This window comes from Dietzia natronolimnaea, assembly GCF_002289575.1.
Taxonomy (GTDB): domain Bacteria; phylum Actinomycetota; class Actinomycetes; order Mycobacteriales; family Mycobacteriaceae; genus Dietzia; species Dietzia natronolimnaea_A.
This window is the reverse complement of the sequence record NZ_NTGA01000016.1, coordinates 86,392-105,838: the sequence shown is the minus strand read 5'-3', so window position 1 is coordinate 105,838 and position 19,447 is coordinate 86,392. Positions and strand designations below refer to the sequence as shown.

Annotated in this window: 19 protein-coding genes; 10 read left to right on the top strand and 9 right to left on the bottom strand. The window is 72.5% G+C overall.

From position 1 onward, the window contains the following. Positions 1-44 precede the first annotated feature (44 nt). The 3 genes from CEY15_RS09500 to CEY15_RS09490 form a co-directional block, all read right to left on the bottom strand. On the bottom strand, positions 45-1,172 hold the full coding sequence (locus CEY15_RS09500; RefSeq protein ID WP_095718226.1) for a hypothetical protein: 1,128 nt from the start codon (positions 1,170-1,172) through the stop codon (positions 45-47). A gap of 269 nt (positions 1,173-1,441) precedes the next feature. Further along, entirely contained in the window at positions 1,442-2,068 is a 627-nt protein-coding gene (locus CEY15_RS09495) for a CueP family metal-binding protein (protein WP_238556361.1), read from the bottom strand. A 2-nt stretch (positions 2,069-2,070) separates the two neighbouring features. Continuing rightward, on the bottom strand, positions 2,071-2,736 hold the full coding sequence (locus CEY15_RS09490; protein WP_095718225.1) for a DUF305 domain-containing protein: 666 nt from the start codon (positions 2,734-2,736) through the stop codon (positions 2,071-2,073). A gap of 234 nt (positions 2,737-2,970) precedes the next feature. Between CEY15_RS09490 and CEY15_RS09485 the strand changes: the two genes are divergently transcribed. After that, on the top strand, positions 2,971-3,693 hold the full coding sequence (locus CEY15_RS09485) for a response regulator transcription factor (protein WP_095718272.1): 723 nt from the start codon (positions 2,971-2,973) through the stop codon (positions 3,691-3,693). Positions 3,694-3,767: 74 nt separating this feature from the next. Next, positions 3,768-4,877 carry a sensor histidine kinase gene (locus CEY15_RS09480; protein ID WP_042330141.1) on the top strand — a complete coding sequence of 370 codons (1,110 nt, stop codon included), beginning with the start codon at positions 3,768-3,770 and terminating at the stop codon, positions 4,875-4,877. Here the strand turns inward: CEY15_RS09480 and CEY15_RS09475 are convergent, their stop codons facing one another. Both CEY15_RS09475 and CEY15_RS09470 read right to left on the bottom strand, forming a co-directional pair. Beyond that, positions 4,878-5,282 carry a four-helix bundle copper-binding protein gene (locus CEY15_RS09475; protein ID WP_095718224.1) on the bottom strand — a complete coding sequence of 135 codons (405 nt, stop codon included), beginning with the start codon at positions 5,280-5,282 and terminating at the stop codon, positions 4,878-4,880. It abuts the gene before it with no gap. Between the two features lie 41 nt (positions 5,283-5,323). Continuing rightward, positions 5,324-6,526, bottom strand: coding sequence for an MBL fold metallo-hydrolase (locus tag CEY15_RS09470; RefSeq protein WP_095718223.1), 1,203 nt, complete (start codon positions 6,524-6,526; stop codon positions 5,324-5,326). A gap of 294 nt (positions 6,527-6,820) precedes the next feature. Between CEY15_RS09470 and CEY15_RS09465 the strand changes: the two genes are divergently transcribed. Further along, positions 6,821-7,060 (top strand): hypothetical protein, encoded by a 240-nt coding sequence (locus CEY15_RS09465; protein ID WP_141244237.1) that lies wholly within the window; start codon positions 6,821-6,823, stop codon positions 7,058-7,060. A gap of 72 nt (positions 7,061-7,132) precedes the next feature. On the opposite strand, the gene CEY15_RS09460 is transcribed toward CEY15_RS09465, so the two are convergent. From CEY15_RS09460 to CEY15_RS09445, 4 genes are read right to left on the bottom strand one after another with little or no spacing between them, the layout of a single operon-like run. Next, on the bottom strand, positions 7,133-7,756 hold the full coding sequence (locus tag CEY15_RS09460) for an ATP-binding cassette domain-containing protein (protein WP_095718221.1): 624 nt from the start codon (positions 7,754-7,756) through the stop codon (positions 7,133-7,135). Next, positions 7,753-9,447 (bottom strand): ATP-binding cassette domain-containing protein, encoded by a 1,695-nt coding sequence (locus CEY15_RS09455; protein ID WP_095718220.1) that lies wholly within the window; start codon positions 9,445-9,447, stop codon positions 7,753-7,755. The genes CEY15_RS09460 and CEY15_RS09455 overlap by 4 nt, the downstream gene beginning before the upstream one ends. Next, the gene (locus CEY15_RS09450) at positions 9,440-10,435 is read right to left on the bottom strand and encodes an ABC transporter permease (RefSeq protein WP_245847459.1); all 996 of its coding nucleotides are present in this window, start codon (positions 10,433-10,435) and stop codon (positions 9,440-9,442) included. Before CEY15_RS09450 ends, CEY15_RS09455 begins: the two co-directional genes overlap by 8 nt. After that, the gene (locus tag CEY15_RS09445; protein WP_245847457.1) at positions 10,432-12,069 is read right to left on the bottom strand and encodes an ABC transporter substrate-binding protein; all 1,638 of its coding nucleotides are present in this window, start codon (positions 12,067-12,069) and stop codon (positions 10,432-10,434) included. The genes CEY15_RS09450 and CEY15_RS09445 overlap by 4 nt, the downstream gene beginning before the upstream one ends. Before the next feature lie 91 nt (positions 12,070-12,160). Between CEY15_RS09445 and CEY15_RS09440 the strand changes: the two genes are divergently transcribed. From CEY15_RS09440 to alc, 7 genes are all read left to right on the top strand, one after another. After that, positions 12,161-12,484, top strand: a complete 324-nt coding sequence (locus tag CEY15_RS09440) for an ArsR/SmtB family transcription factor (protein ID WP_428844193.1) — start codon at positions 12,161-12,163, stop codon at positions 12,482-12,484. Between the two features lie 183 nt (positions 12,485-12,667). Then, positions 12,668-13,744: an XdhC family protein gene (locus CEY15_RS09435; protein WP_095718217.1), complete on the top strand. Its 1,077-nt coding sequence runs from the start codon at positions 12,668-12,670 to the stop codon at positions 13,742-13,744. Beyond that, complete coding sequence (locus CEY15_RS09430) at positions 13,741-14,307, top strand: nucleotidyltransferase family protein (RefSeq protein ID WP_095718216.1); 567 nt, start codon at positions 13,741-13,743, stop codon at positions 14,305-14,307. Before CEY15_RS09435 ends, CEY15_RS09430 begins: the two co-directional genes overlap by 4 nt. A gap of 142 nt (positions 14,308-14,449) precedes the next feature. Further along, positions 14,450-15,568, top strand: coding sequence for an isopenicillin N synthase family dioxygenase (locus tag CEY15_RS09425; RefSeq protein ID WP_095718215.1), 1,119 nt, complete (start codon positions 14,450-14,452; stop codon positions 15,566-15,568). After that, a complete protein-coding gene (locus CEY15_RS09420; protein ID WP_095718214.1) occupies positions 15,565-16,935 on the top strand; it encodes a DUF6986 family protein in 1,371 nt (456 codons plus the stop codon). Before CEY15_RS09425 ends, CEY15_RS09420 begins: the two co-directional genes overlap by 4 nt. Continuing rightward, positions 16,932-18,338: an allantoinase AllB gene (gene allB / locus CEY15_RS09415; protein ID WP_095718213.1), complete on the top strand. Its 1,407-nt coding sequence runs from the start codon at positions 16,932-16,934 to the stop codon at positions 18,336-18,338. The genes CEY15_RS09420 and allB overlap by 4 nt, the downstream gene beginning before the upstream one ends. A gap of 8 nt (positions 18,339-18,346) precedes the next feature. Continuing rightward, positions 18,347-19,393 (top strand): allantoicase, encoded by a 1,047-nt coding sequence (gene alc, locus CEY15_RS09410; protein WP_095718212.1) that lies wholly within the window; start codon positions 18,347-18,349, stop codon positions 19,391-19,393. The last annotated feature ends 54 nt before the right edge of the window (positions 19,394-19,447 follow it).

Sequence of the window (19,447 nt, the reverse complement as noted above, 5' to 3'; positions counted from 1 at the left end):
TTGAGCGATGTGTTCCAGGGTCGACGCCGGTGTCGACCCGGCCCCTAGGAGTTGGCGATCGCGAGCACCGCCCACACCGGGAGCCACAGGCCGAAGGTGAGGATGGTCAGGATCAGGTGCAGCACGTGGTTGACGCGCCCGCCGCCGCCGTTGGCGACGAACACGGTCTGCTGCATCGGGTACGGCTGCGGCATGAAGGGCTGCGGCATGAAGGGCTGCGGCATGAAGGGCTGCGGCATGAAGGGCTGCGGCATGAAGGGCTGCGGCATGAAGGGCTGCGGCATGAAGGGCTGCGGCATGAAGGGCTGCGGCATGAAGGGCTGCGGCATGAAGGGCTGCGGCATGAAGGGCTGCGGCATGAAGGGCTGCGGCATGAAGGGCTGCGGCATGAAGGGCTGCGGCATGAAGGGCTGCGGCATGAAGGGCTGCGGCATGAAGGGCTGCGGCATGAAGGGCTGCGGCATGAAGGGCTGCGGCATGAAGGGCTGCGGCATGAAGGGCTGCGGCATGAAGGGCTGCGGCATGAAGGGCTGCGGCATGAAGGGCTGCGGCATGAAGGGCTGCGGCATGAAGGGCTGCGGCATGAAGGGCTGCGGCATGAAGGGCTGCGGCATGAAGGGCTGCGGCATGAAGGGCTGCGGCATGAAGGGCTGCGGCATGAAGGGCTGCGGCATGAAGGGCTGCGGCATGAAGGGCTGCGGCATGAAGGGCTGCGGCATGAAGGGCTGCGGCATGAAGGGCTGCGGCATGAAGGGCTGCGGCATGAAGGGCTGCGGCATGAAGGGCTGCGGCATGAAGGGCTGGGGAGGGTACTGCTGGGCCATGACGTGCTGCGGCATGAGGTGCTGGGGCAGGTACGGCCGGTACGGGCCGGGAACGAAGGGGTCGTTGTCGAACGCGGGTGGCGCGCCCAGATGTCGGGGGGCGAAGTCCTGGTCAGGGCGGTACGGCGCGGCGGGTGAGTTGCCGTAGGGCAGACCGCCCTCGTGCGCCAGGGGTTCGGCGGGCCCGGCGGCCGGGCGGGTCGGGAACTGCTCCGTCGGGAACCGTTCCGTCGGGAACTGCTCAGGGGGGAACCTCTGGATGGGGGCGAACTGGTCCGTGGGCGCCGGAAGGCGGTCCCGACCGGCGTCCGAGGACTCGTCGGGCCGGTAGGGGAACTGCTCGTTCATGGCGTCTCATTTCACGGTGCGGTAGAGGCGACTCGACTGACGTCGGGGTCACCCTAGCCGCGGCCGTGCGCCGCTCACCCGGGGCGGAACGGAAATCCGGGAGAAGATCGGGGGACCCCTGCAGCGCGCCCGGCCGGGTCGTCAGGGTCTACCCCTACGAGCCACCGCTCTCCCGGCGTCTGTTGGGTACGTCACCTCGGCGAGTCGGGTCAATTGGCGCGGGCCTGAGCAGGTCAGTCGTCAGATAGGTCGACGCGATCGGCCGCCGCCTACGCCACCTGCATCGTGGTCAGGCAGGTCAGGTCGTCGTCGCCGGTGGAGACGGGCGAGGTCGTCGAGTCGCCCTCGTGCGCGATCGTCAGGGTGCCGGTGAGGTCGCGCGGGAGCCACAGGCCCACGAAGCCGTTGTCGTAGGTCGTGCGGGTCTCGTCGAGCACGGTCTGCCCGGTCGCCCCGTCCGTCACGGTCACCTGCACGGTCTCGCCGCCGAGCTCCCCGAGGCACGTGGTGAGGCTGTGGAAGAAGCAGTCGTGCGTGAAGGTCCGGTACGGGGCCACGGAGAGGTAGAACTCGTCGGCCGGCATCGGCAGCGCCGCCTCCTCGAGGTCGCCGGTGGGGTCGCTCAGGACCAGCTGGTCCGGTTCGACGGAAGCCCACAGGTCGTCGGGCCGCTCGGCCACGGGCATGGTGTCGAGCCGCTCGATCACCTGCCGGGCGTCCAACCCCTCGAGGCCGTGTCGCTCGACCAGGGTGGCCGCGGCCCGGTCGGAGGTGGAGTCCGGCTCCGGCCCGGCCGAGGTGCAGGCGGTCAGCCCCAACGATCCCGCGACCACGGCCGCGAGCAGGGCGCGACGGCGCGCGGACGGGCGGGGAACAGTCGTCAGAGCGCTCGTCACGGTCACAGGCCGGCGAGCATCTCGCGCATCTGATCGATCTCCCGCTGCTGGGTGTCGATGATGGTCTGGGCCAGCTCGACCGCCTGCGGGTGGGTGCCGCCGGATACCTGGTCCTCGGCCATGTCGATCGCGCCCTCGTGGTGGACGATCATCTGCTCCAGGAACAACCGCGCGGCGTCGGTGCCCTCGGCGTCGGCCAGCTCCTGCATCTCCTCCGGCGAGAGCATCCCGTCCATCATGCGCATCTCGCCGGCGTCACCCATGTGGTCGCCCATGTGATCGCCCATGTGATCGCCATGATCGTCGCGGCCCATGCCGGGCTCGCCCCACTCCTCGAGCCACTCGTCGAGCTGCTCGATCTCCGGGCCCTGCGCGGCCTTGATCTCCTCGGCCAGCTCGCGGACGTCGTCGGGGACGCCCTCCTTGGCCAGGATGATGTCGCTCATCTCGATGGCCTGCTCGTGGTGCGGGATCATCATCCGCGCGAACCGCACGTCGGCGGCGGAGTGCTCGGACGCGTCGCCCTCCTCGGTGGTCGCGGGAGCGCCGTCCTCGGCGGTGGTGGTCGTGGCCGGCGTCGTGGCCGTCGTGTCGTCGCCGTCGTCGGCACAGGCGGAGAGCGTGAGGACGGCCACGGCTGCGGCGGCGAGGAAGATCCTGCTGGTCATCGTCGAGGTCCTTTCGAACGGAGCGGCCGGGCGCCCGGACTGCTGGGAACCATCCTGCCCGTCGGGTCCGGCGCTTCGGATGGAGGTCGTGTGAAGGTTTGGTCAAGGCCGTCGCGGGGGCGGCGGATCCGCAGGCGGGGCGCGATGATGGGACCCATGACCCCCAACCCTGGCGACCACGGACAGACCGGTGCACCCGGTCCCGTGCCGCGCCCACCCACGGGGTTGCGGGCGATGGTCGTCGACGACGAGCAGTCCCTCGCGGACCTGGTCGCCTCGTATCTCCGTCGCGACGGATTCGAGGTCACCGTCACCGGCGACGGTGCCGAGGCGGTCACGCTCGCCCGGTCGGTGGACCCGGACGTGATCGTCCTGGACCTGGGGTTGCCGGGGCTGGACGGGGTCGAGGTGTGCCGGCGGATCAGGGCGCACTCCGACGCGTACGTCGTGATGCTCACCGCCCGGACCGACGAGGTCGACACACTGATCGGGCTGTCCGTCGGCGCGGACGACTACATGACCAAGCCGTTCAGCCCCCGCGAGCTCATGGCCAGGATCCAGGCGATGTTGCGCAGACCGCGGGGTCCCGTGACCGGGTACGACGACGACGTGGCCGCCGCCGGGGCCGCGGGCACCACCACGGTGGAAGCGCGGTCGCGGAGGATCGGGGATCTGACCATCGACGTGGCCGGTCGCGAGGTGAGCGTCGACGGGCGGGCCGTCGCCCTGACCCGCACCGAGTTCGACGTGCTCGCCGCCCTGTCCCGCGACCCGGGTGTCGTGTTCACCCGATCCCAGTTGATCGAGAGGGTGTGGGGCCCGAACTGGGTGGGCGACGACCACCTGGTGGACGTCCACGTCGCGCACCTGCGCCGCAAGCTCGGTGACGAGGCCACGCGGGGTCGCTACGTCCGCACGGTCCGCGGCGTGGGCTACCGGATGGGGCCCGGGCGGTGAGCGGCGGCGCCGTCGGTGAGGTGCGGCGCGGCCGGCTCGCAGGGGCGAGTTTCGGGACGCGTCTGTTGGTGGTCATGGCCGGGGTGGTGGTGGGCTGCGCGGGGAGCGCCTGGCTCGTCGCCTCGGTGCTGGCGCCCGAGATCTTCCACGACCACCTCGGGCAGGCCGGGATCGAGCACGACTCCGCGGAGGCCGCCCACGTCGAGGAGGCGTTCACGGATTCGATCGTCCTGGCCTGGGGGCTGGCGGTGGGCGTCGCGGTGCTCCTGGCGTTGCTGGCGAGCTGGTACCTCACCCGCAGGGTCCAGCGTTCGGTCGCGGTGGTGACCGCCTCGACCGCCGAGATCGCCGGCGGGCGCTACGACACGCGCGTCGCGAGTCCCGAGCTGGGGCGGGAGTTCGACGACCTGGCGACGAGCGTCAACGAACTCGCCCGGAGACTCGACGCCACCGACACCACGCGACGCCGGATGCTCGCCGACCTCGGTCACGAGATGCGCACCCCGCTGGCCACGATCGACTCCTACCTCGAGGCCGTCGACGACGGTGTGCGGGACTACGACGACGACACCAGGGAGGTGCTGTGGACGGCCACCCGCCGACTCGAACGCCTGGCGTCGGACATCGTAGCCGTCTCGGCCGTCGAGGAGCACCTGACCCGCCTCCATCCGGTCCCCACCACCATCGCCGGGTTGGTGGGGAGCGCCCTCGACGCCGCCCGGGAGCGGTTCGCGGACAAGGGGGTGGAGCTCACCGCCCGCGACCTCGTCGACGCCGAGGTCACCGTGGACGTCGACCGCATGGGCCAGGTACTGGGGAACCTGCTGGACAACGCACTACGGCACACCCCTGCCGGTGGCTCCGTCACCGTCAGCACCAGCCTGCTCCCCGCGGACACCGGCACCAGGACGTCCGGCACCGACACGGTGGCTCTGAGGCGGGTGTCCGTCACTGTCACCGACACCGGCGAGGGCGTGGCCGCGCACCACCTGGATCACCTCTTCGACCGCTTCTACCGCGTGGACACCGCCCGCGGCCGACACGGCGGGGGAAGTGGCATCGGGCTGGCGATCACCCGGGCACTCGTGGAGGCCCACGGCGGTCGCGTCAGCGCGGCCAGCGACGGCCCCGGGCACGGCGCACGCTTCAGCTTCACGATCCCCCGAACCGCGCGGTGGCCCTGATCACCCGATCGCGCTGAGCAACTCCGCGCACGCCGTCTCGCAGCGGCGGCAGGCCTCGGCGCAGATCGCGCAGTGGGCGTGCATGTCCGCGTGGGACCCGCAGTCGTCAGCGCACGTCGCGCACGCGACGCGGCACGCGCTGAGCAACTCCTTGACCGCCCCCGAGATCGTCCCGGTCCGGCGACTCAGCACCGACGCGGTGGCCGCGCACACGTCCGCGCAGTCGAGATCGGTGCGGATGCAGTCGCGCATCTCCGCGACCGACTCCTCGGCCAGGCACGCGTCCGCGCAGGCGGTGCAGATGCGCGCGCACGCGGACGCGGCGTCGATCGCCTCCGCCAGCAACTCGACGGGCAGACCACCGGTCGGGTGGGGGTGGGACGTGATCATGTCGATGGTGCTCATGGTTCCTCCTGAAGCTCGTTCTGGTGAGGGCGGGGCGGGGGTCATCGGGTGGCCAGGACGATCCGCTGCAGGTCGTGGCCCACGATCACGTCCCCGCCGTAGCCCTCCTGGGCCCAGTCGTGCCACTGGCGCACGTCCACGACGCCGGAGTAGTCGCCGAGGTGCGTGAGGACCAGTCGCTCGGCGCCGGCGCGCTCGGCGACCTGCCCCGCCACCTGGACCTCGACGTGGGACTCCAGGTTGTGCTCGATCATGGCCGGCGGCAGATTGCCGCCGCGCACGTTGATCGCCTCGTGCACGGGGGTGTCGGTGCCGAGCGCCAACCGGTCCAGGTTCTCGCTGAGGCTGGTGTCCCCGGAGAACGTCACCGACCCGTGCGCGGTGTCGAAGCGGAAGGCGAACGCGGGGAAGACCGGCCCGTGCGGGACGAGGGTGGCGGTGACCCGGACGTTCTGGTCCTCCATGACGAGGAACGGGTCCATCGCCGGGGAGGTGTTGGTGTAGCTGGCGCCGACGTCCGGGATCACGATCTCGTGGACGTCGAACAGCGTGCGCGGGTCGGGCGGTCCACCGGTGGGGCCGTTGTCCCGGAGGAAGATGTTCGACGTGTAGGCGTAGGCCTCGTCCAGCCGCTGCGTCATCTCCGCCGTGCCCGGGGTCGGGCTCTGGGGGGCGACCACCGGGAAGTCCGGGTAGTCGACGTTGGGCGGTCGCAGTCCGCCCGCGGACCCCGGGCCGTGGACGCCGACGGGGGCCACGAGTTTGTCCCCGGCGGCGTTGGCGACCACCCCACCGATGAGCGCGAAGTTGTAGTAGTCCGCGATGTGGTCGGCGTGCAGGTGGGTGAGGAAGATGTCGCTGATCGCCGCCAGTTCCAGGCCCGTGAGCCCGTACTGCGTCACCGCGGACCGCCCGCAGTCGATCACGTAGGCGGCCCCGTTGACCACGAGGACCGACGCGATCCCCACCCGCGTCTTCTCCACCATCGGGCCGGCGAGTGTCCCCAGGAGCAGTAGCTCGAGTGGTTCACGCTGCGCCGAGGGGATGCCGTCCGGCGGGGTGCCGCCGGACGACCCGAGGGAGCCGGAGCCCAGGGAGCCCGTGAGGCTCTGGGCTCCGGCGGAGCCGCTGCCGAAGCCCACGATTCCGGTCGCCGCGACCGCCCCGCCGAAGGCGGAGAGGACCGAGCGGCGGCTGAGGCGGGAAGTGCGCGGAGGCGGGGGGAGTGGTTCTGACGGGGGCATGGCGGCGTCCTTCTTCCGGGGTCGAGTCAGAGGCGGCGACGAGCCGGAGAAGTGCGCGCTACCAGCGCGTTGTGCCCGGAATGTAATCTACCTCACACTCGGTCGGATAAAAGCACATTCACGATCCGGGTCAGAACGGGACCTGGGTCCGGAGCAGCCCCTCTGCCGGGGCCCGGCCGCTGAGTGCTCGGCAGAACTCGAACGCGTCCATGGTGAGGTTCTCTCCCGCGCCCGAGTGTCCGCCGTGCTGCCAGCGTCCGCCCGCAGGGCTCGTTGGTGATCCCCAACGGGGGGATGACCGCGTCGTACAGCCAGGGTGCGGCCACCTGCGACCTGGCAGTCAACGCCAGCACGGTCGGACCGGTGCCTTATGACAATGGCACCGGCATCGCGAATGCCGTCAGCCAGAGTGGGGTCAACTTCACCGCCACGCAGAGCGGGTCGATACCGTGCCCGACGTCCGGCACCGCCCTCGCGACCACCGAGCTGCAGCTTGAGCTCGACGGCGGCGGCAACCCGGTTGTCGGAGCGTAACGCTCTGGGATAGCCCCTGCCGGCGTGTCTGTCGTGCGTCATCGAGCCATGCGGTTGCGGACGGCATTGGAGTCACACCCCCAACTCCCTCACCTCGTCGGCCCAGCTGCGGGCCAGTCGACGATCGTGGGTGATCGCCAGGACGCCGAGGCCGCCGTCGGCACGCCGGCGGAGTGTGCGGGCGATCGCGGCCGTGCTCAGAGGATCCAGGTGCGCGGTGGCCTCGTCGGCGATCAGATATCGGGGCTCCTGGGCCAGTGCGCGGGCCAGGCACGCGCGCTGGAGCTGCCCGCCCGAGACCTCCGCGGGGAGGCGGTCCAGCAGCGCCGGGTCCAGACCGACCTCGTCCGCCAGCGCGTCCGGGTCCACCGTGACGCCGCGCACCGACGCCGCCAGGGTGAGGGCGCGGCGCAGCGTCATAGTCGGATCGGAGGCGGCCATCGGATCCTGGTCCAGCAGGGCCGTGTGACCGGGGAGGCGGCCCCGGCGACGGCGCACACGCGCACCCGCCGCGGTCACCGAGCCGGACCCGGGGGCGAGCAGGCCCGCCAACAGGTGCGCCAGAGTGGTCTTGCCACACCCGGAGGGGCCGACGAGGGCGGTGATCCGTCCGGGCCGGATGACCAGATCGGTGGGTGGGAGGGCGAACCCACCATCGGGACGGCGGTAGGTGACCCGGTCGGCGACGAGAGTCATGACGACGACGACCCCACGGTCGCCCCGAGGTTCGCTGCGGGATCGGTAGCTTGATCGACAGCGGGATCGACAGCGGCCGTGGACTCCGAGTGCAGTGCGGCGGCCAGGAGCTCACGGGTGTACGGGCTCTCGGGGTCGACGAGCACCCGCGAGGCCGCTCCCAGCTCGCAGAGGCGCCCCGCCCGGAGCACGGCTACCTCGTCGGCGGTGTCCGCTACGGTCAGCGCGGCCAGATCGTGGGTGATCACCACGACGCCGATGCCGCGCTCCGCGGCCAGGCGGCGCAGCAGCCGGAGGATGGCCAGGGCGGGCCCGGCGTCCAGCCCGGCGGTCGGCTCGTCCGCCACGAGCACCGCCGGGGTGATGGCCAGCGCGACCGCGATCGCCGCGCGCCGCAGCTGCCCGCCGGACAACTGGTGTGGGTAGCGGTCGGCGAGCGCCGGGTCGAGACCCACCTCGAGGCACAGGTCGGCGACCGAACGGCGGGCATCGGGGCCCCGGTCGGCCACGGCGAGAGCTTCTGCGAGTTGCCCGCGCACGTGCCGGGTGGGCGTGAACGCGGTGGCCGCCGACTGAGGAACGTGGCCCACGGTTCCGGGCAGCACCACCCGGCCGCGCACCTGCGCCCCGGGAGGGAGCAGGCCGCAGCAGGCGTCGGCGAGGGTCGACTTTCCGGCCCCCGACTCGCCGACGAGCGCCAGGACGCCGCCCGCGTGCACGGCCAGCGTGACGTCCGCCAGCACGGAGCGCGGGCGACCGTCGGGGCTGGGCAGCTGGACCGTGAGCCCGTCTACTCTGAGCGCCTGCGTGAGCACCTCGTCGTCGTCATATCGGTACCTCGGCAGCGGTGACCGCCCGCGGGGACCACGCCGGCCGGCGGGCGCGAGCAGCGCCATGGCCCCGGTCACCACGATCAGCGCGGCGGACGGGAAGGCCAACGCCCACCAGCGACCCAGCAGCAGATCCTCGCGGGACAGGGCGATGAGGGTCCCCAGGCTCGCCTCCTCGGGCGGCAACCCGATGCCGAGGAACGACAGGGTGGACTCGTGCCACACGGCGTGGGGGAGCATCACCACCACCGCCAGCCCCGCCTGCCCGGCGACGGCCGGGAGCACGTGGTGGCGCACCAGCCGTGCGGGGGAGAACCCGGCCACCCGCGAGGCGGCCACGTACCCGGAGGCCATGACCTTCTGCGTCTCGGCGCGCACGATCCGCGCCACCGGAGGCCAGTGGGTCAGCGCCAGGGCCACCACGAGGGCGGTGATCGACCCCCGGAACAGCGCTACCACCACGACCGTCGCCAGCAGGTGCGGGACCGCGGCCACGGCGTCGGTCAGGCGCATGAGCAGCGCGTCCACGCGCGCCCCGCCCGCGCAGGCGGCGGCGCCCACGACCACGCCGATCCCCGCCGCGGCCAGCGCCGACCCCGCGGCCACCGCGAGGGAGACCTGCAGCGCCTGCGCGACCCGCACGGACGTGTCGTGGCCCAGCGAGTCGGTGCCCATGAGGTGCGGCCATCCCGGGGCCAGACCGGCGCGGAGATAATCCGTGCCCGCCCACCCCGCCGGGGCGAGCAGCGGCCAGCCGATCGCGTACGCGACGACCAGCGCCAGGAGGAGCATCGCGACGGCGCGGCGGGGGGGCAGGAGGAGGCGGGGGGCCTGGCGGCGGGGAGTCACGTACTCACGCATCGATCCGCACCCTGGGGTCGGCCAGCAGCAGCAGGCAGTCGGCGAGCCAGGTCCCCACCAGGACGGTGGCCGAGGCGCCCAGGGTCACCGCGGCCAGCAGCGCGAAGTCGGCTTCCAGGGCGGCGTCCACGGTGGCGGCGGCCAGGCCGGGCCAGGCGAAGACGGTCTCCACCACCAGGGAACCCGCGATGAGTTCGGGCAGCCGCGCCCCGATCAGCGCGATGAGCGGCGTCCACGACACGGCCGCGATGTGCCCGGTGAGCACCGTGCGCTCGCTCAGCCCCCGGGCGCGGGCCTCGGCCACGGGTGCGGAGGCCTCCGCGTCGAGGACCGAGCGGCGCAGGGCCAGCAGCATCCACGGGACCTGACCCGCGGCCAGCGCCACCGCGGGCAGGACGAGATGGCGTGCGAGGGTCGCGAGCGTGGGGTCCTGTCCGGGCGGGGCCGCCCCGGTGACCGGCAGCCACCCCAGCGTCACCGCGAACACCGCGACCGACCCCATGGCCAGGACGAACGGGGGCACGGCGCTGAGCAGCACGGCCATCGCGGCCAGGGCCCGGTCGACGGCGCCGTGTGGTCGGCGGGCGGCGGCGACACCGGCCGCGAGGGTGACCGCGAGCGCCAGGGCGAGTGCGGTGGCGGAGAGCAGGACCGTCCAGGGCAACCGCTGCGTCACCACCTCGAGCACCGGTTGCCGGTAGGAGTGAGAGAACCCGGCGTCGCCGGCGGCCAGTCCGCCCACCCACGTCCACCACGCCTGCCACCACGTCAGATCGGTCCCCAGCGCGGCGGCCGCGGCGGCTCGCTCGGCCACGGTGGTGCGCTCGTATCCGGCACCGAAGTGGGCGGCCAGCGGCTCCAGGGGGGAGACCGCGGCCAGGACGAACGCACCGACCGTGACGGCCACCAGGACCAGTGGCGCCGCGACGGCGCGACGGGCCGTGAGGCGTGCCAGGTCGGAGCGGCGTTCGCCGAGTCGGCGGATCACCGGTCGCGGGTCCAGGAGGCGAGCGACCACCACGGACCCCACGTCACACCGTGCGTGTGCGGTTCAAGGATCGGTGCGGGCCGGGTGTGGCCGATGTTCCGGAGAACGTAGGTGTGGTCGAGAGTGGCCAGGAATACGTGGCCGGGGGCGCGGGCGTAGGCGCGCTGCGCCTCGCGGTAGAACTCCGTGCGTTCGACGGGGTCGGCGGTGGTGCGGGCCGCGTCCAGGGCCGCGTCCACCCGCGGGTCGCTGAAGTCCCCGGGGTTGTCCAGCGGGCCGGTCGCGGCGGTCCGTGAGTGCAGGGCCCGGTAGGCCTGGGTGTCCACGGTGTAGGGGTTGTCGCCGCCGCCGAGCAGGATCGCCACCTCCCCGATCCGCTGCTCGATCTGGTCCCAACTGCCGCCCCACACGGTCACCGCCACCCCGAGGTCGCGTAGTTGGTCGGCGAACGCCGAGGCCAGCTCGCGACGGACCGGGTCGGTGGCCGGGTAGGCCAGGGTGAACTCGGCGCGCTCGCCGTCGCGGACGAGCACGTCGTCGTCGCCGGGCCGCCATCCCGCCTCCCGGAGGATCTCGGTCGCCTCGGCGGTGCGCTCGCCCGCGTCCCGCGCCTCGGTGAACGGTGAGGACTCGTACTCCGGGTAGGCGTCGCTGATGGGGGAGGCCACCGGCCTGCCGTGCCCGGACAGGACGCGGTCCACCAGCCCGTCGCGGTCCACGGCCACGTTGAGCGCCCGCCGGGCCGCGGGATCGCCGGCGAACGGATGCGACATGGGTAGCGCCACCGCGCGCCAGTCCGCCGACGCCACCGAGACCAGTTCCAGGCCGTCCCGATCGGCCAGCCCCTCGGCGAGCCGGGGTGGCAGCGAGGCTCCGTCGACCTCCCCGGCCCTCACCATCTGCGCCCGCGCATCGGCGTCCGGAACCGAGCGGATGACGAGTCGGGTCACCTCGGGCGGGCCGTCGCGGTGCTCGGGAAAGGCCTCGAGCACGGCCTCCGCGGCGGTGAGGCGGTCGAGCCGGTAGGGGCCCGTGCCGACCGGCTCCGAGTTGAGGACCGATGCCGAGGCCGGTCCCGGGGTCAGCGCCTCGGAGGGGGCGATGCCCAGCAGCAGCCGGGCCGGCATCCCCGGGTCGGGCGCGTGGAGGTGGAAGCGCACGGTCAGAGGGTCCGGGGTCTCGACCCGCTCGATCGTGGAGTAGTCCGAGGCGATGGGGGAGGCCGAACGCGGGTCGACCACGGCTCGGTAGGTGGCGGCCACGTCGCCCGAGTCCAGCTGCGAGCCATCGTGGAAACGCACCTCGTCGCGCAGTCGGACCGTCCAGGTGAGGCCGTCGTCGCTGACCTCGGGCTCCTCCGCGGCCAGGGCGGGTTCGAGCCGGGGCAACGTCGAGTCGTCCTCCGCGGCCGGGCGCAGGAGCCCCTCGTACAGCGGGGAGACGCCGGTCGACCCGTATCCGGCCACCGGATTGAACTCACCGGGGTCCCCGCCGTCCGCCAGGACGATCTGGTCCACCTCGCCCTGGCCCCCCTCTCCCTGGCCCCCGGCGGGGGAGGAGGTGGGCACCGAGCAGCCGGCCAGGACCAGGGTGACGGCGAGGCCGGCGCCGACCAGGGTGACGATCGATCTCACGCACAGCTCCTGCCAGACAAGGGTAGGTGTCCGGTTGGACACATAGTGGGCAGAGCGTAGCCAGTGGATGTGTCAGCGTTGTTAACGGATAATGCAGGTGACGAGCGCGGGTGACGGAGGGGGAGCGATGGAGCTGGGAGACTGGGCCGAGCGCTTCGAGTTGCTCGGCGACCCCACCCGGCTGGGCCTGCTCGCGCACATGCACCAGGCGGGCCCCGGGGTCGCGACCGTCTCGGACTTGGCCGCCGCGACCGGGATCACCCGCAACGCCGCGTCCCAGGCCCTGCGCATCCTGCGGGATCGGGGCTGGGTGACCGCGGTCCGCGACCCCGAGGACGGCAGGGTGGTCCGGTACTCGCTCGCCGACGACACCGTCCACCGCATCCTCCACCTCATGGGTGCCCGCCACCACTGAGTGCGCTGCGTTGTCGACTTGCGCGGGCGGATTGGTCCATAGGGAACGCGGAAGCCGGATGGGAGCGGGCAAAGAGGACGCGCGAGTCAATGAGGACGCGCGACGCGGAGGACTCGTCCACGCGTAACTCGCGGCGCGATCCGGCGAAACACCCGCGCAATCTCGCCGCGTCACGATGTGCGCATGGACACCGTCGCCGAGACCGTGAGCCGGTGGCGCGCCGAGGGGATCCCGTGCGCGCTCGCCCGCGTCGTGGGCACCGGCGGCTCCGCCCCGCTGGCCACCGGCACAGCGATGGCCGTGGCCGCGACCGGAGAGCTGGTCGGTGGGGTCTCCGGCGGGTGTGTGGACGGGGCGGTGTTCACGCTCTGCCAGGAGGTCGTGGCCGACGGGCGGCCGGCCTCCGCGGTGTTCGGCCCCGACGGCGACGAACTCCTGGCGGTGGGCCCGACCTGCGGCGGAAGCCTGGAGGTGTACGTGGAGTACGTCCCCGCCCACGGCAGGCATGCGGTCGACCGCGTCACCGCCGCCCTGGGCGAGGGACGGCCGGTGGCGATCACCACCGTCCTGGACGGACCCCGCTCCGGTGAATGGACGGTTGTGGTGGGGACACCGCCGACGGAGGATGACGACGAGGACGCGCAGCACACCGACGACCTGTCCCCGGCCCGCGACCGTGCCGCCGAGATGCTCGGCGGGCCGGGGACCGCGCTGGTGGAGAGCGCAGCCGGGCGCGTGTTCGTGCAGTCCCTCGCTCCGCCTCAGCTCTTGGTGTTCGGCGCCACCGCGTTCGCCGAGGCCCTGGCCACCATCGGGCACCTGCTCGGTTACCGAGTCACGGTGTGTGACGCCCGGCCCGTCTTCTCCCGCCCGGAGCGGTTCCCGAACGCCGCCGAGGTGGTGCGGTGCTGGCCCCACGAGTTCCTGCGGCGGACCCGCGTGGGCCCGGGCACCGCGATCTGCGTTCTCACGCACGACCCCCGCTTCGACATCCCACTGCTCGCCGAAGCCCTGCGCACCGACGCCGGGTACATCGGCGCCATGGGCAGCCGGCGCACCCACTTCGAGCGCCTGGCGCTGCTCCGCGAGGCGGGCGTCGCCGAGAGCGAGTTGGGGCGACTCCGCTCACCCATCGGCCTTGACCTCGGCGCCCGCACCGCCGCCGAGACGGCCGTATCGATCGCCGCGGAGCTCGTCGCCCACCATCGGGGCGGGACGGGTGCCCCGCTCACCGGCCTCGACGTGGCCATCCACCGGTGACCGCGAGGGTGGGGCTCGTGCTGGCGGCCGGAGCGGGTCGTCGCTTCGGCGGGCCCAAGGCGCTGGTCGAGTACCGGGGAGTGCGCCTGGTCGACCGCGCCGTAGGGCTGCTGCGCGGGGGCGGATGCGACCTCGTCGTCGTCGTCACCGGAGCAGCCCCGGTCGACGTGGCCGGCGCGCGGGTGGTGCACAACGAGGAATGGGACTCGGGGATGGGGTCGTCTTTGCGGGCCGGCCTGGTGGCGGTGGCGGGGCGTGACGTGGTGGTGGTGCCGGTGGACATGCCGTGGCTCGGCGTGGACGCGGTGCGGCGGGTCCGCGGGGCGGGATCCGGCGACGGCCACAGCGCGGACCTGGCGGTGGCGACCTATGACGGCCGGTGGGGTCACCCGGTGCTGCTCGGCGGACGACACCACCCGGGGGTGATCGCGTCGGCGGTCGGTGACGTCGGCGCGCGTCGGTACCTGCGCGCGCACGCCGACTCCGTGGTCGAGGTGCCGTGCGGGGACACCGGGTCGCCGCGCGACGTGGACGTGCCCGGGGACCTTCTGCCCGCCCCGTAACACCCGTGACACACTGGGTATCCGGCCGGTAATAGCGCGCGGATACAACTGGTCATCGGCTCGGCCACCTCTCACCGGCAGGCCGCGCCCCGGTACCCCGGCCCCCGTCACCTCGGCCGGCACCCCAGATCCGGGAGCGGACATGACCACATCACCAGCGACCACCCCAGCAGTGAGCACCCCACAGACCGGGTTCAGCGTCCCGGTGATCGACCTGAGCCCGTACACCACCGGCTCCGGCGGCGCCGACGACACGCCCGCCGACGACACGCCCGCAGCCCGTGAGCGCGTCGCCCGCGAGATCGACGCCGCGTGCTCGCAGGTGGGATTCATGCAGATCGTCGGGCACGGCATCGACGACGCGGTGATCGACGGATTGGCGGGGGCTATCGACGAGTTCTTCGCACTGCCCCCCGAGACCAAGAACAGCTATCGCGTGGCCGACGCCAACCGCGGCTACAGCCCACCGAAGAGCGAGACGCTCAGCCTGAGCCTGGGAGTCGAGTCCGCCAGCCGGATGAACGACTTCTTCGAGGCCTTCAACGTCGGCGTCGAGGCGCGCTCCTTCCCCGACCTGGCCCTGGACGAGGCCGACTACGGGATCAACGTGTGGCCGGAGTGCGGGGACTTCCGGGCCCGGATCGACGCCTACTTCGACGAGGCCTCGCGGGTCGCGCGAACCCTCACCCGGGCGTTCGCCGACGCACTCGGTGTCCCCCCCGAGGTGTTCACCGACATCACCGGGCACTCGATCGACGTGCTGCGACTGAACAACTACGCCCTGCCCCCGGGCCCGATCACCCTCGACGGCGAACTCACCGGGATGGGCGAGCACACCGACTTCGGACTGGTCACCGTCCTGTGGGCCGACCGTGTCGCGGGCCTCCAGGTCCTGTCCTCCGACGGGGTGTGGCACGACGTCCAGCCGGTCGAGGGCGGACTGCTGGTGAACCTGGGGGATCTCACCGCGCGACTGACCGGCGACCGCTGGATGTCCACCCTGCACCGGGTCAAGCCGCCGGTCGTCGACGGTGGGATCGTGCGGCGGCGCTCGGCGGCGTTTTTTCACGATGGCGACGTCGACGCGGTCGTAGGCACCCTGCCCGGCCTCGTCGGCGCGGACCAGTCCGCGTACGAGCCGATCACCGTGCGCGACCACATCGCCGCCAAACTCGCCGGCTCCCGCCAGGGCCGGGCCAACACTGCCGCCGTCCGCGAGGCCGCGCGAGTCCTGGCGGCAGCCCAGCAGGAGCGCCGGTGACAGGAGGTCTCAGAGGGCTTGACGGGCTGGCCGACGCTCTGGATTCGGACCTCGCCGGCGCCGACGCGGACCTCGCAAGGCGGTTTCCGGGCCCTGCCGCCACCCGCCAACCGGTCCACACCCTGTACCTGCCCGCCGAACGCGTCCACGCCGGCGTGGTGGCCGAGGTCGGCGCGGCCGCGCTCGAGGTTTTCGACACCCACCTGCCGGACGCGCCCACGCTGGTGAGAGTGTTCGGGGAACTGGTGCCTGGGGGACCCGACCCCGAGGTTGAGGCCGCATCCCTCCACGCACTCGTGAGGGGCAAACTCGAGCGGGAACCCGTCGAGGACCTCCGCATCGACTTCGAGGACGGCTTCACCCAGCGGGGCGTGCCCGCCGCTGCCCGAGACCGCGACGAGGACGCGCACATCGATCGGGTGGTCGCGGATCTGCTGGCGGCACCGTCGCTCCTGCCTCCGTTCTGGGGGCTGCGGTTCGGCTCCCTCGACCCGCAGACCCGCCGGCGCGGGATCCGGACCTTCACCAGGTTCGTCAGCGGACTCGCGGCGGGCGGCGGTTGGCACGGCGGTCTGGCGAGCGGTTTCCGGCCGACCCTGCCCAAGGTCACCTCGGTGGACCAGGTGCGGGCCATGGTGCGGATGTGCCGCGAGCTCGAGAAGGCGAGCGGGCTGGCCGAGCGGACCCTCGGGTTCGAGATCCAGATCGAGACCCCGCAGTCGATCTGTGGGCCCGACGGGTCCGCGCTGGTGGCGCGGCTGGTGCACGCGGCCGACCGACGCTGCATCGGGCTGCACTACGGCACCTACGACTACTCGGCGGCCTGTGGGATCGCCGCCGAGTACCAGGCGATGGACCACCCCGTCGCCGACCACGCCAAGGCCGTCATGCAGGTCGCCGCCGCCGGCACCGGGGTGGCGCTGTCGGACGGCTCCACCAACAGACTGCCGGTGGGGGAGGCGGACGCGGTCCTCACTGCCTGGCAGCTGCACGCGCGGCTGGTCGATCGGTCCCTGCGTCGCGGCTTCTACCAGGGCTGGGACCTTCACCCCGCGCAGCTGGTCTCCCGTTACGTGGCCACCTACGCCTTCTACCGTCGCTCGCTGCCCGCCGCCGGCGCCCGCCTCTCGGCGTACCTCGGCACAGCCGACAGATCAGCTGCCTCAGGCGCTGAGTCGCCTGGATACCTCGACGAGCCGGCCACCGCCCGCGCGCTGGCCGACTTCTGCGTCCGCGCGCTGGACTGCGGCGCGGCCACCGACGCCGAGGTCGAGGGTCTGGCCGGCGCGGACAGGGCCACGCTCGACAAGCTTCGGCGACCCGGCACCGGCCAGGCCCCCCACAGCCCAGGGGAGGCCACGACATGAGTGCACACGGCGCCCCCGAGACTGTCCTGCGCGCGCGCCGCGCGGTGATCGGCTCCGAGATCGTGCCCGCCACCGTGACGGTCTCGGACGGGATCATCCTGGCCGTCGAGACCGGCCCCGCGGCCCCGACCTCCCCGACTCGGGCCGGCACGCACGTCGTGGATCTGGACGACGACGTGGTGCTGCTGCCCGGCCTCGTCGACACCCACGTCCACGTCAACGAACCCGGCCGCACGGACTGGGAGGGATTCGCCAGCGCCACCCGCGCCGCGGCGTGCGGCGGGGTGACCACCCTGATCGACATGCCGCTCAACTCCAGCCCTGTCACCACCACGCCCGATGCGCTCGACGCCAAACTGGCCAGCGCGGGCGGCAAGCTGCAGGTGGACACCGCGTTCTGGGGCGGAGCGGTGCCCGACAACCTGGGCCGTCTCCGCGAACTCTGGGACCGCGGGGTGTTCGGATTCAAGTGCTTTCTGCTCGACTCCGGGATCGAGGAGTTCCCGCCACTGGATGCCGCGCAGATGGTGGCGGCCATGGAGGAGATCGCCGGGTTCGACGGATTGCTGATCGTCCACGCCGAGGACGCCGGGACCATCGACGCGCAGCCTCCCGCGTCCGGGCCCGCGTACGCGGGGTTCGTCGAGTCCAGGCCGGTCGCCGCAGAAATCCGCGCGGTGGCGCAGGTGATCGACGGCGTGCGCCGCACCGGATGCCGGACCCACATCCTCCACCTCTCGGCCGCCGACGCCCTCCCGCTGATCCGTTCGGCCAAGGCGGAGGGGCTGCCCCTCACGGTGGAGACGTGCCCGCACTACCTCTCGCTGTTCTCCGAGGAGATCCAGCCCGGCGCCACCCACTACAAGTGTTGCCCGCCGATCCGGGAGGCCGGCAACCGCGAGCGGCTCTGGGAGGGGTTGCGGGACGGCACCATCGACCTGGTGGTCTCCGACCATTCGCCGTGTGTTCCCGAGCTCAAGCGCTTCGACACCGGTGACTTCGGCCAGGCCTGGGGTGGCATCGCCTCGGTTCAGCTGGGCCTGCCGATCATCTGGTCCGAGGCGCGACTGCGCGGACTGGGGCTGCCCGATGTCGTCCGGTGGATGTCGTCCGGCCCCGCCGAGTTCGCCGGACTTCACGACCGCGGGTCGATCCGCCCGGGCGCCCGCGCCGACCTGGTGGTCCTGGCCCCCGACGAGGCGTTCGTGGTCCTGCCCGAGCGGTTGCAGCACAAGAACCCCGTCACCGCGTACGCCCAGCGGGCACTCGGTGGCGTGGTGCGCGAGGTCTACCTCGCCGGCCGTCGCGTCGACCTCGACGGCCCCGCCGCCGGCACCGCGGTCTTCCGCCCGGGTCCACCTGAGCCAGCTGTGCCACCTTCACGAACGGAACTCCCCAGATGACACCTCCGATGACAGAGCCCGCCTACCTCGCCCTGCCCGACCTCGCCTCCCGCGAGTTGGCCGGCAGTGTCGTCTACGCCGACGACGAGTTCTTCGCCGAGAAGGAGAACCTGATCCTGGCCTCCGAGCCGGTGTTCGACCCATCCCTGTTCGGACACAAGGGCAAGGTCTACGACGGCTGGGAGACACGCCGGCGGCGCTCGCCCGGGCAGGACGCCGCGATAGTCCGCCTCGGGGTGCCGGGCGTGGTGCGCGGGGTCGTGGTGGACACCGCCTTCTTCCGCGGCAACTACCCCCCGCAGGTCGCCGTGGACGGCGCGTGGATCAACGGTTACCCCGGGGTCGACGACCTCGCGGGTGCCCATTGGCGGCCGCTGGTCCCTGAGGCGGACGCGGCGGGAGACACCCGCAATCACTTCGCGGTCCCCGACGCGGCACCGGTGACCCATGTGCGTCTGCGGATGATCCCCGACGGCGGTGTCGCAAGACTGAGGGTCCACGGTGACCCCACCCCTGACCCCGCGTTCCTGCGGGGAACCGTCGACCTCGCCGCCGCCGAGAACGGCGGTCGGGTGGTCGACTGCTCGGACCTGTTCTACTCCTCGCCGGCCAACATCATCGCCCCCGGCCGTTCCCGCATCATGGGCGAGGGCTGGGAGAACTCCCGGCGGCGCGGAGGAGGAAACGACCACGTGACCGTGGCGCTCGCGGGCGAGGGGTCGGTCGACCACGTGGAGATCGACACCTCCTACTACATCGGTAACGCGCCGGGGTCGGCGTCGCTTCGTGGGATCGCCCGCGCAGAGGATCTGGACCACCCCGACCGGTGGGTGGACCTCGTCCCACGTACGCCCCTCCAACCGGACTGCCGTCACCGCTTTCTGGTGGGACAGCCGGGCCATCCGGTGGGTCCGGTGCGGTTCGTCCGGCTGGACGTGTTCCCCGACGGCGGTATCGCCCGCCTGCGCGTCCACGGCACGCTGAGCCCCGAGGCCCTCGACCAACTCGCCGCGCGGGTCGCCCTGGCACGGCACACCGGGCTCATGCGCCCGTAACACAGGCGAAAAACCACGCTGCCAGACTCGGGTTCGACACCACGATGGTGCGGT